Annotated in this window: 10 protein-coding genes; 4 read left to right on the top strand and 6 right to left on the bottom strand. The window is 56.7% G+C overall.

The window, feature by feature from the left end:
- Positions 1 to 92: 92 nt before the first annotated feature.
- From EKK30_RS11950 to EKK30_RS11940, 3 genes are all read left to right on the top strand, one after another.
- Entirely contained in the window at positions 93 to 908 is an 816-nt protein-coding gene (locus tag EKK30_RS11950; protein ID WP_290985193.1) for a hypothetical protein, read from the top strand.
- On the top strand, positions 908 to 3,220 hold the full coding sequence (locus EKK30_RS11945) for a hypothetical protein (protein ID WP_290985190.1): 2,313 nt from the start codon (positions 908 to 910) through the stop codon (positions 3,218 to 3,220). The genes EKK30_RS11950 and EKK30_RS11945 overlap by 1 nt, the downstream gene beginning before the upstream one ends.
- Before the next feature lie 72 nt (positions 3,221 to 3,292).
- Positions 3,293 to 3,910 carry a hypothetical protein gene (locus EKK30_RS11940; RefSeq protein ID WP_290985187.1) on the top strand — a complete coding sequence of 206 codons (618 nt, stop codon included), beginning with the start codon at positions 3,293 to 3,295 and terminating at the stop codon, positions 3,908 to 3,910.
- A gap of 12 nt (positions 3,911 to 3,922) precedes the next feature.
- Here the strand turns inward: EKK30_RS11940 and EKK30_RS11935 are convergent, their stop codons facing one another.
- The 3 genes from EKK30_RS11935 to EKK30_RS11925 form a co-directional block, all read right to left on the bottom strand.
- On the bottom strand, positions 3,923 to 5,248 hold the full coding sequence (locus EKK30_RS11935; protein WP_290985184.1) for an HlyD family type I secretion periplasmic adaptor subunit: 1,326 nt from the start codon (positions 5,246 to 5,248) through the stop codon (positions 3,923 to 3,925).
- Positions 5,232 to 5,843, bottom strand: coding sequence for an ATP-binding cassette domain-containing protein (locus EKK30_RS11930; RefSeq protein WP_290985181.1), 612 nt, complete (start codon positions 5,841 to 5,843; stop codon positions 5,232 to 5,234). The genes EKK30_RS11935 and EKK30_RS11930 overlap by 17 nt, the downstream gene beginning before the upstream one ends.
- Before the next feature lie 275 nt (positions 5,844 to 6,118).
- Positions 6,119 to 6,802: a toxin-activating lysine-acyltransferase gene (locus tag EKK30_RS11925; protein ID WP_290985178.1), complete on the bottom strand. Its 684-nt coding sequence runs from the start codon at positions 6,800 to 6,802 to the stop codon at positions 6,119 to 6,121.
- 345 nt (positions 6,803 to 7,147) lie between these two features.
- On the opposite strand from EKK30_RS11925, the gene EKK30_RS11920 reads away from it, so the two are divergent.
- On the top strand, positions 7,148 to 10,600 hold the full coding sequence (locus EKK30_RS11920) for a galactose oxidase-like domain-containing protein (RefSeq protein WP_290985175.1): 3,453 nt from the start codon (positions 7,148 to 7,150) through the stop codon (positions 10,598 to 10,600).
- On the opposite strand, the gene EKK30_RS11915 is transcribed toward EKK30_RS11920, so the two are convergent.
- The 3 genes from EKK30_RS11915 to EKK30_RS11905 all read right to left on the bottom strand — a co-directional run bounded on the left by EKK30_RS11915 (position 10,583) and on the right by EKK30_RS11905 (position 13,301).
- Positions 10,583 to 10,888, bottom strand: coding sequence for a hypothetical protein (locus EKK30_RS11915; RefSeq protein WP_290985172.1), 306 nt, complete (start codon positions 10,886 to 10,888; stop codon positions 10,583 to 10,585). The two genes, EKK30_RS11920 and EKK30_RS11915, sit on opposite strands and share 18 nt — an antisense overlap.
- Positions 10,885 to 12,102, bottom strand: a complete 1,218-nt coding sequence (locus EKK30_RS11910; RefSeq protein ID WP_290985169.1) for a hypothetical protein — start codon at positions 12,100 to 12,102, stop codon at positions 10,885 to 10,887. The genes EKK30_RS11915 and EKK30_RS11910 overlap by 4 nt, the downstream gene beginning before the upstream one ends.
- Positions 12,103 to 12,221: 119 nt before the next feature.
- Complete coding sequence (locus tag EKK30_RS11905; protein ID WP_290985166.1) at positions 12,222 to 13,301, bottom strand: glycosyltransferase; 1,080 nt, start codon at positions 13,299 to 13,301, stop codon at positions 12,222 to 12,224.
- Between the last annotated feature and the right edge of the window lie 187 nt (positions 13,302 to 13,488).

Below are 13,488 nucleotides of genomic sequence, written 5' to 3'. Positions count from 1 at the left end.
GGGGGTGACTTAAGGCCGTGCGACGCGTTCCGCATAGTAATTCGATTTCGAGAATCGACTGGGAGCACACGCGCGCCTTCCAAAGCCTCGTAGTGCGCAGCGCTTTGATTGCGGTTGCCTCCATCACGATTTTCTATCTCGTTGAAATTTACGCAGACAGTCTGCGCGACCCACGCTATCTCGACGGCTGGTTGCTAACTGCGGGCATGGCTGCCCAAGTTTTCTTTCACATCGCCACCAAACGGCTTTCACTGAAAGCAAGAGAACGTTGGCGGTCGGCGCACATTGTGATCGGTTGCATCTTGATTGCCGCGTTTCTATCTCACTCCAATTTCGCGCTTCCGGATACAGGCGTTGCATGGGCATTGTGGGGAGGGTTCGTGTTGATTACGCTGAGCGGACTCGGCGGCACGTATCTTTCTTGGTCGTTGGCAGCGCGGCGTGGAATAGATGATGATGTGTTATCCGGCGATCTAAACGCGCGCCGTACCAAACTTGCGAGCAATGCCCGAGACCTTATCGCTGCACTCGACGACCAGGTCGGCACGGAGATCCTTCCCCAATTGCCGCATAGCAGCTGGATTGCCGACCTCTACCATAAACGTCTGCGCGATTTCATTGAAAGCGATCGAAGCTTTCCGTTCTATCGCATCGGATCCGGCGCGCGTCTGAGGCGCATGACGAATGAGATCGATGCGCTATCTCCCTATGTCGATGCGCAGCATCAGGAGGTGCTTAGAGTCATTAAAGCGATTGTCGTCGAAAAGGATCGTCTTGATGGGGGGCGAATCCTACTTTGGCTGCGAAGCGCATGGCTTTTCGTCCACGTGCCGGTCACCTACGGTTTGATCGTTCTCGTCGCGCTGCACATCCTTTTAGTTTATTCCTTTTCATCAGGTTCGTTGTGATGTGGCAGCCGCTCTGGCGTCGAGAGGGTCCCAACCACGTCTCTCCGTCCGCATTGCGCGATCGCATCGCGCGTCTCGTCGCGGTGCTGACCGCTGCAAGCCTCATTGCGATTTTCGCCCTCGCACGGGACACGCGCTTTCTGATGCCGGGCCCGCTTACAAGCGCGCACAGCGCTATAAAGGCTTGCAGCACTTGTCACACCAGCAGCGGCAGCAGCAAGGTGAGCTGGCTTCGCGGTCTTGTAGCGGGAAGCCCGCATTCGGACGGTAAAGCCTGTCTTGCATGTCATCAAATGCCGGATGCGGCTTTTAACCCGCACGGCGCCACATCCGATCTCTTGAAGCAGAGCACCCAGAAGTTGCTGCAGGTCGCGTCAAGAACGCCATCACCTCTCGTTGCTCGTGCTCAAAGCAAGCTGTTTCCGACCCATGACGCCGCTGCGGGTGGCATCGGATGCGCGACGTGTCATCAAGAACACCAAGGCGCACATTCCAATCTCATGCACGTTGCGAACGAGCAGTGCCGGTCCTGCCATGTCGTCAAGTTCGACAGCTTCGAGGGAAACCACCCGCAGTTCGAGAATTATCCCTTCGTCCGCCGAACGCCAATCATCTACGATCACGCCGCCCACTTCGATAAGCACTTTCCCGAGGTGGCAAAGAAAGACCGCACCAAGAGCATCCCTGCCACCTGCGCGACATGTCATCAGGGTCGCGGTGACAAATCAATAATGTCCGTCGCGCCTTTCGAGCAAACCTGCAGTTCGTGCCATCTCGATCAAATCAAAGGCAAAGAGCGCGCGAGCGGACCGAAGGGCATCGCGTTCCTGACATTACCCGGACTCGACGTTCAAACTTTAAAAGAAAGGAAGGTTGCGCTCGGTGAATGGCCGGATGCTTCGGAAGCAGAGATCACGCCGTTCATGCGAATAATCCTGAGCCGTACCCCCCGAGGCCGCTCGCTCTTAGCCTCTACCAGCGGCCTGAACCTACAGGATCTTAACAAGGCCAACGATGATCAACTCAAAGTGGTGGTCGAACTGGCATGGGAGATCAAGCGCCTGCTCAACACGCTCATTGCTGCCAAAGCATCCGACGTTCTGCCCGATCTAACCGTTAGCGGAAGTTCGCATGTGAACGCAATTTCCCGAGCTGATCTCGCTGCGGGCTTGCCCCGCGAAGTCATCCTGAGCGCGCAGAGGCAGTGGCTGCCCCATTTGAGTAAGGAGATTTCCGACGGGCCATTCGTCGACGCGCAGCTGACAAGCGATCAGCACCAGAACACGAGCGCCAGCTTAAAGACAGATGCTCCCAGTGCATCGCATGACGATTCTGCCTCCGCTCGCGATGAGTCGCCCGCGGCATCGGCAGGTGCAGCCGCAGAGAGCGAACCAAAGAAACTCGTCAAACGCGATCCACCGGCCTGCGCGTTGCGCATCCTGGGCCAGTGCATTGTCGGACCCGGTTCGAGCGGCGAAGAGACAAATGCCCCACCACAAACCGAAAATACGCCCCGAAAGAACGCTTCCACTGTTCCGCTCCCCCAAGCGATGCATGCGGGACTTAGAGACGTGGAAACTACCGAGCCGACGCAAAACGCCCAGTCGGATGACCTGTTGTCGCCCACGGAGGCCGAAATTCGCGATATCAAAGCGCACGCGACAAATGCCGGTGTGGGAAGCGCGCTTCCGGAACCGCCCGGCAAAGCGGGTTCTGCAGCACAATCCGGGACGCAGATCGGAGGAATGGGAAGCGATGTCGATGCCGAAAGTTGGGCAGAGTTCGGCGGTTGGTACGCACAAGACTATACGATTTACTACCGTCCCACAGGGCACAAGGACCGCTTCATCTACGCGTGGCTTCAACTTACGGGGCCACAAGCATCGACGGGCAGCAACACGCCGTCAAGCAAGGTGTTTGAAGTGCTCACGAACAAAGACGCCCAAGGCTCCTGCACCAAGTGCCATAGCATCGACGAGGTTGGTAGAACGCGGCTTGTGAACTTCACGCAAATCAACGGCGCTGCAAAGCACGGCCGCTTTACGACCTTCAATCATGAGCCGCATTTTCGGATGCTCGATAAACGCGGTTGCCTGACATGCCATGAACTCGAAAAATCGCGCCCGTATTTAGCGAGCTACGATCAAGGCAATCCCGACAAGTTTGTCTCCGGCTTTGCTCCGATCAAAAAAGAAACCTGTCGGTCCTGCCATGCCACCAACCTGGTGCGTCAGGAGTGCACGACTTGCCATAAGTACCACGTAAACGGGGTGATCACTCCAATCACAGAAACCAAGATCCCAGGTCCATAAGGTGTGTTTCGGCTCGAGTTCGCAAGCTCGCTGATTTTGATGATGAGCGGGAATAAATAAGGAGCAGAGAGGATGCAGATTGAGTTTTCCGTCGCTGTTGGAACCCTTGCGCTATTCCTCGCGGTCGCCCTCCTGTCGTTTCGGATCAAGTTCCACGGACGCCATCCAGCATTGGCGTTGGCAAGGCGGTGGGCGGCGACGAGCAATTATACCTCGGTCAGCGTGTTGCTTGTTCTCACCGCAGTCTCCGCGTCATGCTTCGCGCTGTTTGCCGAAAGCAAGAACAATCTTGGAAGAAGCTCGATCGAGATCGCCGGCCGCAACGCACAGCTCAACACAACGTCCGCCGACGAAAACAGCTCCGTTGCGGATGATGCGGCGGCGCTCGATGCGCTCCGCAGTTATGCGGACAACCTTGAAGGCAATACGCAATCGAAGCCTGCTGAACCGCGCCCAGAATCCACTGCGCTGCCCGATGTCGATACGATGATTGCGAAACTTGCCGCGCGCCTGGAAAAGCAACCTGACGACGTCAACGGTTGGAAGATGCTGGGCTGGTCGTACTTCAACATGGGGATGCTGACTGAAGCCATAAGCGCGTATGAGGCCGCGCGTAAGCTCACACCACTAGACCCACAAATTCAAAAGGCGCTCGATCAGATAAAAACCGCACAGGCCACCGCTAAGTGATCATCGCTGGGGCTAACGTTCGCGGAACGCATGATGAAGCTGATCGGTCATCGGCTTCATGATGAAGCTCAGAGCGGTCCTCTCGCTGCCCGTGAGCATGACCTCCGCTTCCATGCCGGGTCCGATCTTCGCATCCTTGAGCCGTGCGACTTCTTCCGGATCTAAGTCGATGCGGACGCGGAAGGCTGGTCGCTTGTACTCTCCCACCAGCTCCTGGTCCGGAGAGATCCATAGCACCGTGCCTCTTAGTTCCGGGGTCGTCGTGCGATCGAACGACGTGAAACGAATACGCGCCAGCGAACCATTGTGAACACGATCGATATCCTTGGGAGGAACGAGCGCATCGACGATGAGTTTGTCGTTGTCCGGGATGATGTAGGCCAGCGTATCACCAGCGCCGACAACGCCGCCAACAGTGTGAACAGCGAGTTCATGAATACGACCCGTTGCCGGCGCGCGAACATCCAGGCGCTGAAGTTTCGTCTGGATCGCGCTGCGCTTCTCAGCAAGTTGACTGAGCTCGCCCTCCACGGCTTGCAGATCAACCAGAGCTTCCTTCCGATAATCCTGCTCGAGTTCGATCAGCCTGAGTTCCAATTCAGAAATGCGCCCCTTGGCCTTTGCTATTTCCGAATGCGCCTGTCCGACCTCGCCGACGAGGCCCACCTCCTCGCGTTGAATTGGGCCCCAGCGCGTAAGCGGAACAAGTCCTGTCTTCGCCAGCTCTGAAAGCTTCGCCATTTCCTGCCGTGCGATGCCGAGCTGCTTGTTGCGGGCCTCCTCGACGTAGTTCAGACCGACAACTTGTTGTTGCAGCTGATTGATCTGCTCGCGGAGCTGAGCCTTCTGCTGCTTAATAACCTCGAGCTTCGTACTGAAGAGTTGGCGTTGTCCATCAGCCACGGCCTTCAAGTCCGGGTCATCGCCCGTCTCATCCCCAGCCTCCTTGGGAGGAAGCCAGTCAGGAAGTGCACCCTTGCCGTCGCGCTCCGCTTGCAAACGCCACCTCCGCGCGGCGAGTTCGAAGATCCGCCGCCGCAAGGTGCCCATATCGGCAGAAAGCTGCTTGCCGTCGAGCCGGAAAAGGATCGCCCCCGATTCCACATGCGATCCATCGTCGACATTAATTTCCGAAACAATTCCGCCGTCGGGATGCTGGACTCGCTTTTTTTGCGAGTTCACAGCCACCGTTCCCTGAGCGATGACGGCGTCCTGGATTTGCGCGAGCGATGCCCAGCTCGCAGTTGCGCCGACGACCAATAACGTGGCGGCAATCCCGAGCCCTGCGTGCCGGTTGAGGCTCTTGACGGCACTCTCAAGATTATGCGCCAACGACATGAAGACCTCGATCCGCTTGTTTTCGTGTAGCCGCCGCGAGTTGTGCGAGCACGTCATCCTTGCTTCCGAAGAAGCCGGGCTGACCGTTCTCGAGAAGCAGCATCTTATTCACTTCGGAGAGTATCGCTGAACGATGCGCGGCAACGACGACGATCGAACCCGCAGCGCGCAGCTTGCGCAATACCAGACCCAAGGCATCTTCTCCGTGACGATCGAGATGCGCATTGGGTTCATCGAGCACGACGAGGAACGGCAATCCATAGACGGCTCGCGCCAACCCCACGCGTTGTTTCTGACCCGCCGACAGCATCATACCACCGGAGCCGACAACCGTTTCGTAGCCATCAGGAAACGACAAGATCAGCTCGTGCACACCCGCCAGTTCGGCCGCCGCAATGACGGCCTCTGATGAAACGTCCGCTTGGAAGCGAGAGATATTCTGACGAATGGTGCCGTCCAGAAGTTGGACGTCCTGCGCCAGATAGCCGATATGCTTTGCGTCTGCGCTGCATCGATGCCCGAGGCAATGAGCACACCGATGCCAAGTCCGAGCGCGCCCATGGCGAAGCTCGGAAGATGGGCATCTCCGCTCCATAGCCAACGCAACGCAACAGACGTCAGATATATCGTTGTGCCGAGCAGGAGGGTCGACCAGAAATCATGACCGATGGCGAAAGAAACGCCACCGATGACAAGATTCAAAAAGGCGGCGACAACACAGACTGCATGAGCTGAAAGCTGGCTAAATAGGCTAATTACGCCCTCGGTCAGCGAAGAGCGCCACGTGCTCGGCAGGATGCGATGACACTCCGAATACGACACCGCGGTAAACTCCCATGCGCGTCGTACCAGCTGCTGCCGGCGAGCGCCCTAATGATTTGCAGGATGACTTCCCGCGGCAGTCTTCCCCTGACGGCAGCGGCCCGTGCATCCGGTCGTGACGCAGGATGCACAAAGCACGCCGTTCGGAGGAAATGAGCCGGAATGGCTGCTGCAGCATTCCGACGAAGCTGGCGCGAGAACCTTCACGCCGGCCGAATTGATTTCGAGGACGATGCGCTTTCCTGCGCTGTCCATCGAGCGAACCTTGACTGTGCGGCCCGCGAGGATGCTATCGACGACATTCTTTACCAGCGCATGACCGGTGCTCATGTCGCCGATCATGTCTGTGATCCAAAGGATATCGCCGGATCGCCATTCATCCGGGCGCAAACGCACCGGCGCATCGAGATTCGCCGACAGTCGCTGATCGATCTCGGGCGAGACGGACGCCCAGAACAACACGGCCAACGGCTGGCGAATACCGGCGTCGTCAGGCCGCGTTTCGGCCATCGCGAGTTGCCCCGTGCTCAATGCCGGCAGCACCATCCATTCCAGATCGGATAAGCTAAAGTTGCGGTGGTTCGGCGACTGCAGCATGAGCTTTACGATTTGAGCCAATGCCATCGATGAGTTCATGATCGCTCGCCGCCCCTGCATCGCTTCATCTGAGTTTTGAGGCGCGATGCCTGCGCTCGCCGGACGATTGTTCGCGACCACTTCATTGCTCAGCATGCGACGGTACTCCGATTGTCCTCCGCGGAAGCATCAAGAGGCGCGGGTAAGTAGAATTATCTTTCTGCCGATTTGCTTCAATTACGGATTCAATTTGAAGTTAATCGCGCGCATTCGTCTCGACAGACAGTCGAGATCAACATCTGCGCGTGACGGTTCAACTTAACTTAAAATGCAATCATTTCCGCTTGCCCTCCTTCAAGTCGAAGCCGAGCAGCGTTAGAAACGTCATCGACACATAATTTTCTTCTGACCCAAAATGAAACGCGTAAGCGCGCGGGCCATCGCATCCGACGGCAAATCGCTAGCGGCCAAATCCCATTTCGATAGCAGGAACCTGACGATATGAGCGCAGGAAGTTGGAGCCAAGTCTCGCCGTGGCCCATCGTGGCGATCCATTCCCTCATGACGCCGGATGGTAAGATCCTGACGTTCGGTACGGACCGCGCCGGCGCGCAGGGCAGCCACATGCTCTACGACCTTTGGGATCCGGGGACGGGAACTCACACCACCCTCAACTACGTCCAGAACACGAACATCTTCTGCTCGTGCTGTGTTATCGATCCGGTTACTGATCATATAATCATCACCGGGGGCGACGCGAGCACGCTCGGGAACTTCAATGGTGGCGTTCCCTATGTGCACACCTTCGATTATCAGACGGATCAGTTGACGCTCAACAAGGCGCAACCGCTTCAGTACTCGCGCTGGTACGCCACGACCCTCACGCTCGGCGACGGCACCATTTTCGTGCTTGGCGGCTCGGACGCCAAACACCGTGGCGTCGGCACGCCAGAGCTTTACACGACCGGATCCGGTTGGAAAACGATGCCGGGGCTTGCCAGCGCTGACATCGCGAACAACTGGTATTATCCGCGGGCTTGGCTAGCGAGCGATGGCTCGGTGGTTGGCTACTCCGCCCAGAACGAAGGCCAGAACGCCGGAACAATTTTCAAGATCACCACCACCGGGGGCGGCACCATCACGCAACTCGGCCACACGCCTTTTGAGTCCGTTGCCTACGATCCTGCGACTATGTTCGCGCAGGACAAGATCCTCACGATCGATAAGTTCGGTAACGCCTGGATCATGGATATCAGCAGCGGCACGCCGACCTTCACGCAGACGGACGGTGTCGGCTCCAACCGCGCCTGGTCGAACTTGACCAACCTTGCCGATGGAACCATTCTACTCACGGGCGGCAGCAATGGTCTCGGAGCCAGCGGTGTCGGCAGCGTCGCCACGCAAACCAACCAGGCCATGATCTGGAACCCGGAAACGGGCCACTGGACGAATGACGCAAACGCGGCGGTCGGACGCTTCTACCACTCGACCGCAATCCTGCTCGCCGACGGCACCGTGCTCTCGGCCGGCGGCGGGGCGCCAGGGCCGCTAACGAACCTCAACTCCGAAATCTATACGCCGGGCTATCTTCTCAACGCCGATGGCACGCTGCGCACCGATCGTCCCGTGATCACGGAAGCGCCCAAGACACTTCAACAAGGCCAGACCTTCACCATCTCACTCGACAACGCCGATGTGATTCAGAAGCTCGAACTCGTGAAGTTCGGCTCAACCACGCACGATTTCGATGCCGAGCAACGCTCCTTCAGCCTCACCTTCACGCACATCGATGCGCATACGCTTCAAGTTACGCTTCCGCCAAACGTCAACGCCTTGACGAATGGCTACTGGATGCTGTTCGCGAACAACGAGAACGGCACCCCATCCGTCGCTGCGACGATCAAGATCAGCCAATTCGGAGTGGACACGACCGCACCCAGCATACCGGACACAAACTTTATGCTGAACGGAACGGCTTCGCACGCCTTCGGCAGCAATATTTATACCCTCAACACCGACAACCCGGGGCAGACCGGAGCGGTGATGAGCGACAAGCGCATTGACCTCACACACGACTTTAATCTGTCCTTCAGCATCAATCTCGGCGCGAAGGCAATCAGTGGCGATGGCATGGCGTTCGTTCTCCACAACGACGCCTTCGGCAACGATGCTATAGGCGGTGGAGGTGGCAGCCTTGGTGCATCCGGACTGCGTAACGGTATCGCCATTCAATTCGACACATACAAGAACGTTCCGCTCGGCGATATTGCCGCTCCCCATACCGGGATAATCGCCACGGACCCCAATGCGGGCGCGTATCGATTGAGCGGTCAAACACCGATCGCCAATCTTACCGACGGGCAGTGGCATTCCGTTGCGGTCGCGTGGAACGCGCAGTCCTTCACGCTGACATACACGTACGATGGCGCGCAGGTTGGCTATCTCCAACTCACCTCTATGCAGTTTGCGCGTTACTTCGGTGGATCGAGCTTCGCCTATTTCGGCATGACGGGCGCGTCGGGCGGCATCAGCGGCATCCATCAGGTACAATTCAATTCACTATCGGGCACCCTCGAGGTCGGACCGCCTCCCGGGACGCCGCATCCCCACGACGGCAGCATATTCGAAGTTTCCTCTATCGCGCAGCACATGACGCTCAACGGTTCAGCGACTATCCGCGACGCCTACCACACGCTGACCCTCACGCCCGATTCCGTCGGCCAGACGGGCGGCGCAACATTCAACGACAAGATTGATCTCACGCACGACTTCAACATCGCTTTCAATATCTACATGGGACCAGGGCAACCGGCAGACGGGCTGGCCTTCGTCCTTCACAACGATCCCAGCGGAGCCAACGCTCTTGGGACGGGAATCAGCGGCAGCCTTGGTGCGATCGGCATTCAGAACGGTCTCGCCATCGAGTTCGATACCTATCGCAATTCGCTTCAAGAGCCCGCTTACAATCACACAGGCATCATTGATACCGATGCTGGCGGATATCAGCTGACCTCTCCGACCAATATCGGCAACATCGTTGATGGCGGCTGGCACCAGGTCGGCGTCACCTGGGATTCCCAAGCCCACACGCTTCGCTATTGGATTGATGGCACTCTAAGCGGTACACTCGCCGGCGACATCGTTTCGCAGTATCTCGGTGGCCAGAGCACCGCCTTTGCCGGCTTTACCGCCGCGGCCGGAAACTCGCACGACCTTCAGCAGGTGCGAGTCACCGCAGTAGATGCCTACTTCGATCACGTCAGCAGCAACTACGCCAACATCCAAGATCCTATCGCTCTGTCAAATAAAGCCTACCGCAGTGGAGCAGCCACCTACGATAGCATCCATCACACCTTCACGTTGACTCCGAATGCTGCCAAGAAAGCTGGTGCCGTCATGCTCGACCAGCGCGTTGATCTCTCTTACGACTTCCAAGTTTCGTTCGATATTTATCTCGGCACCAAGATCAAAGGCGGCGATGGTGTCGCATTCGTTCTGCAGAGCGATCCGCGCGGCGGCTTCGCCCGTGGCGGAAATGGCGCCAACTACGGAGCCGTCGGCATCAAGAACGGCTTGGGCATCGCTTTCGACACATTGCAAAACAAGCCATACGGCGATGTTGCTCAGGACCATACCGATTTCTTCAACACCAGCGCGCCGGTGGCGACGAGCCGCATCAGCGATCAACTGGGATTGGGCAACGGCAACGTAACTGACGGCAAATGGCACAACGTCCTCGTCAGTTGGGACGCCACAGACCACACCCTCACTTACTGGTTCGACGGTGTTCAGAAGGGAACTCTCACCCAGGACATCGTCGCCACTTACGAGGGCGGATCGCACTACGCCTATCTCGGCTTCACCGGCGGCACCTCAGCCAGCAGCAACCTTCAGCAAGTCCACATCAACTCGCTTTCAGCCACGTTCGAGAACCAATCACATCTGATCTTGTGATGTCGGCGAACCGTCTCGTGCGCTATTCGCGGATTTCACTCCGGGAGAAACATGATCGGGCGAGAGATGAATCTTTCCGCCTTCGAAAACAGGACTGTCCAGAGAAATTCTCTGACATATCGCGTCGTATAAAGCCTCAATGCGAGCCTCATAGTAAAGCGTTAGCGACGACGCGTCTCCGCTTTTTAGCTCATGCACTTCACGCTCGAGCTTTTCGATGCGCTTTAGAAGCTGCCGGGTTCCAAAGAACGGCACCCAAAACTTCAGCATCGTTCTAAAATCGCTCATGCCGCCGCCTCTTGGCTCAAGACCCACTGCAACGCCTGGCGCGCGTCGAATTTTTTTGGCAACGCGTAGCGCGGCGAAGGCGCCCTGCTCGTTGTTGCGTTCCCGGCAATCCAATCGCGGTAGACGGCAGTTATGGCCGCACAAATTTCGTCCACCTCTTTATCCGGAGCAAGGCTAATGAGAAAGTCCGCGTTCTCCTCTTTGAATGCCTGATAGTTCGTCATCGCGACGCGGATTCCCATCTCCTTTGCGAGATTGAGCGTACCGCTCGTCTCCCCGCAAGACGGAAACCGCAGATTGAACATGATGTTCACGGTCGACATTTCTCTGAGAAACCGTTCGTCCGAAACATGCCCAAGGTGCACGCAGTTTTTTTCACACCCGTAAGCTTGTGCCAGAACACTTGGATCTAGCGATTTCTGGGTTAGTTCCCCTACAAACTTGAGCTCCACGGCTTCCCGCTCATGTGCCGGCAGGCTGGAAAGAGAGCGCGAGAACCCAGAAATAATCGGGATCGGCCTTTTGGCTTGCGAAATCCATCCGAAGCAGCCGACGACAAACTTTCGGCCCCTAGGCAACAAAGGATGACCCTCTATCGATGGATCTCTAGGATGTTGCATAACCAGTATCGGAGGCATCCTCTCTACGCCGTGCCCGCTCTCGAGGAGGAGCTTCAAAGCCGCGTAATAGCTATGGACAACCATGACATCGGAAGCTTCGATAATGCGCGATTGCGCCATCAAGTTGAATTTCAGTATCTGCGGCAAACCAGCCTGCTGCCAGCGAGACATGATCCATTCCCGAAGATTAGGAATTTCGAATTTTAAATCTTTGACCATTCCCTCCGGATCATATTTGCGACCTAAATTGCGCTGAATATGATCCACATTCATGAAACTCTGCGGATCATGAATTATCGAGATGACTCGCGAACTCTTTTTGCGACGCTCTAAAATCGAAAAAACGAACTTATGAAATCGATTATTGGCGACAAATATAAATAGTACGTCGTTTTCTGCGGGACAATAATCTCGATCTGAAACAATCGGAATACCCCTCAGAGAAGGGTTCGGTGCTCCCAGCCCTGAAGGAGCCACGATGACTGGCTGGTGATCACGGAGAATATCGCCGCATTCCTCCAAAAAGAGAGAAAGATACCGGGCTGTTCCCGTTTTCATCGGAGGCGCGGGAGAAGCAAATACGATCCGTGCCAAAACGATACCTCAAAGTGCCTGTCAAGCGAGTGTAAAAGCGTTCAGTTGAACGAATTGGGAGATTGTCGGGCAATTATCAAAAACCAATTCGCAGACCGATTTCATCGTGCGCTCTCCCGCTAAAATTCATTTGTCAATTTGGCTTCCTGCGTACGGACATAGATGTCCGAAAGCAAGTCCGCTGCGTGCGCAATATCGGGATTCGCCCAGAAGAACTCTTTATCCTCGTAATGACCTGTCCAATCTCTATATTTTATCGGCTGATGCCGCACCGCATGATACCCTGGATACTGCGGCCCGTACTCGACGTTGGCCGACCAGTGTGTGGCAACCACGGGTTTTCCACACAATAATGCTTCGTGAATGTTGAGGCCGTAACCCTCCGACCGATGAAGCGACAGGAAGACATCGCAAGAGCGCTGCAGGGAACTCAACTCCGCTTCCGACAGCTGCGTATCCATCAATCTGATGTTGTCGGCTTCGCCGATGAGCTCTCGCAACTCTTGACGCACGAGGCGCGTCCGCTTGCTCGTTCGGACTTTCAAGATCAGCAACGCATCACGATTGTTCCCGAAAGCGGCCTTCCAAGCCAGCACATGTCCCCACGGATTCTTTCGCTCCGGGCACGACCTGATGTCCATGATGGCGAGGCCGAGAAAGGTCTTTTGATCAATTCCCCACTGCGCGCGAATATTTACCGAGGATGGTGGCGGCGGCTGCACCGCATGCATGACGACGCGCACGGGGATGCCCACTCCGCGACGAAAGACCTCGGCTGAAAACTCCGATGCCGCCCAAACCTCGTGAATAAGAGAGCTTGCGAAATTCCAGGCGCGTGGAAACTTCGGCGTCTCCCACACCCAACGCCCGACACGATAGGCTCCAGCCATCGCTTCAGGCGCGATCAACGGAAGCACGCGCTCGTACATGTCGGGTTGACAGAGAAAATAGGCGTTCGAAACGAGGTCGGTATAGATGGGACTATCTAGCTTTCGGCCTGAGATCGCATCACGAATATCAATGGTGACGACGTGCGCGTGGCGCTTCCTGATTTCGACGAGATCATAAATCGCAGCGCGCGAAAGGCCATTGTCACCAGAGAGATCGGCAAAAACAACACTGACTCCATCTGAGAACTGGACAGCTGGATCTTTCTCGTAACGCTGCGCTGCCGCCGCGCCGTTCTCTCGCCTTTTCATTCGCCGGAGCCGTAAGCGACCCCGATACCAAAGATGTCGGAGAGACCATCGGCGAACCGTCCACGCGAAGCTTGTCGAGATGGGAACAGCGATTTGCGACGGCCCCCCGGCGCCAATGTCCACGATCGCCTCCAATGGACGTGATCCAACACCGGTGTCCATAATGGAAGGTGGCTAGACTTGCTAG

Origin of the sequence: Hyphomicrobium sp., from assembly GCF_003987855.1 — a bacterium.
In the GTDB taxonomy this organism is placed as follows: Bacteria; Pseudomonadota; Alphaproteobacteria; order Rhizobiales; family Hyphomicrobiaceae; genus Hyphomicrobium_B.
The sequence above is the reverse complement of the archived record's forward strand: the minus strand, read 5'-3'. Positions and strand labels throughout refer to the sequence as shown.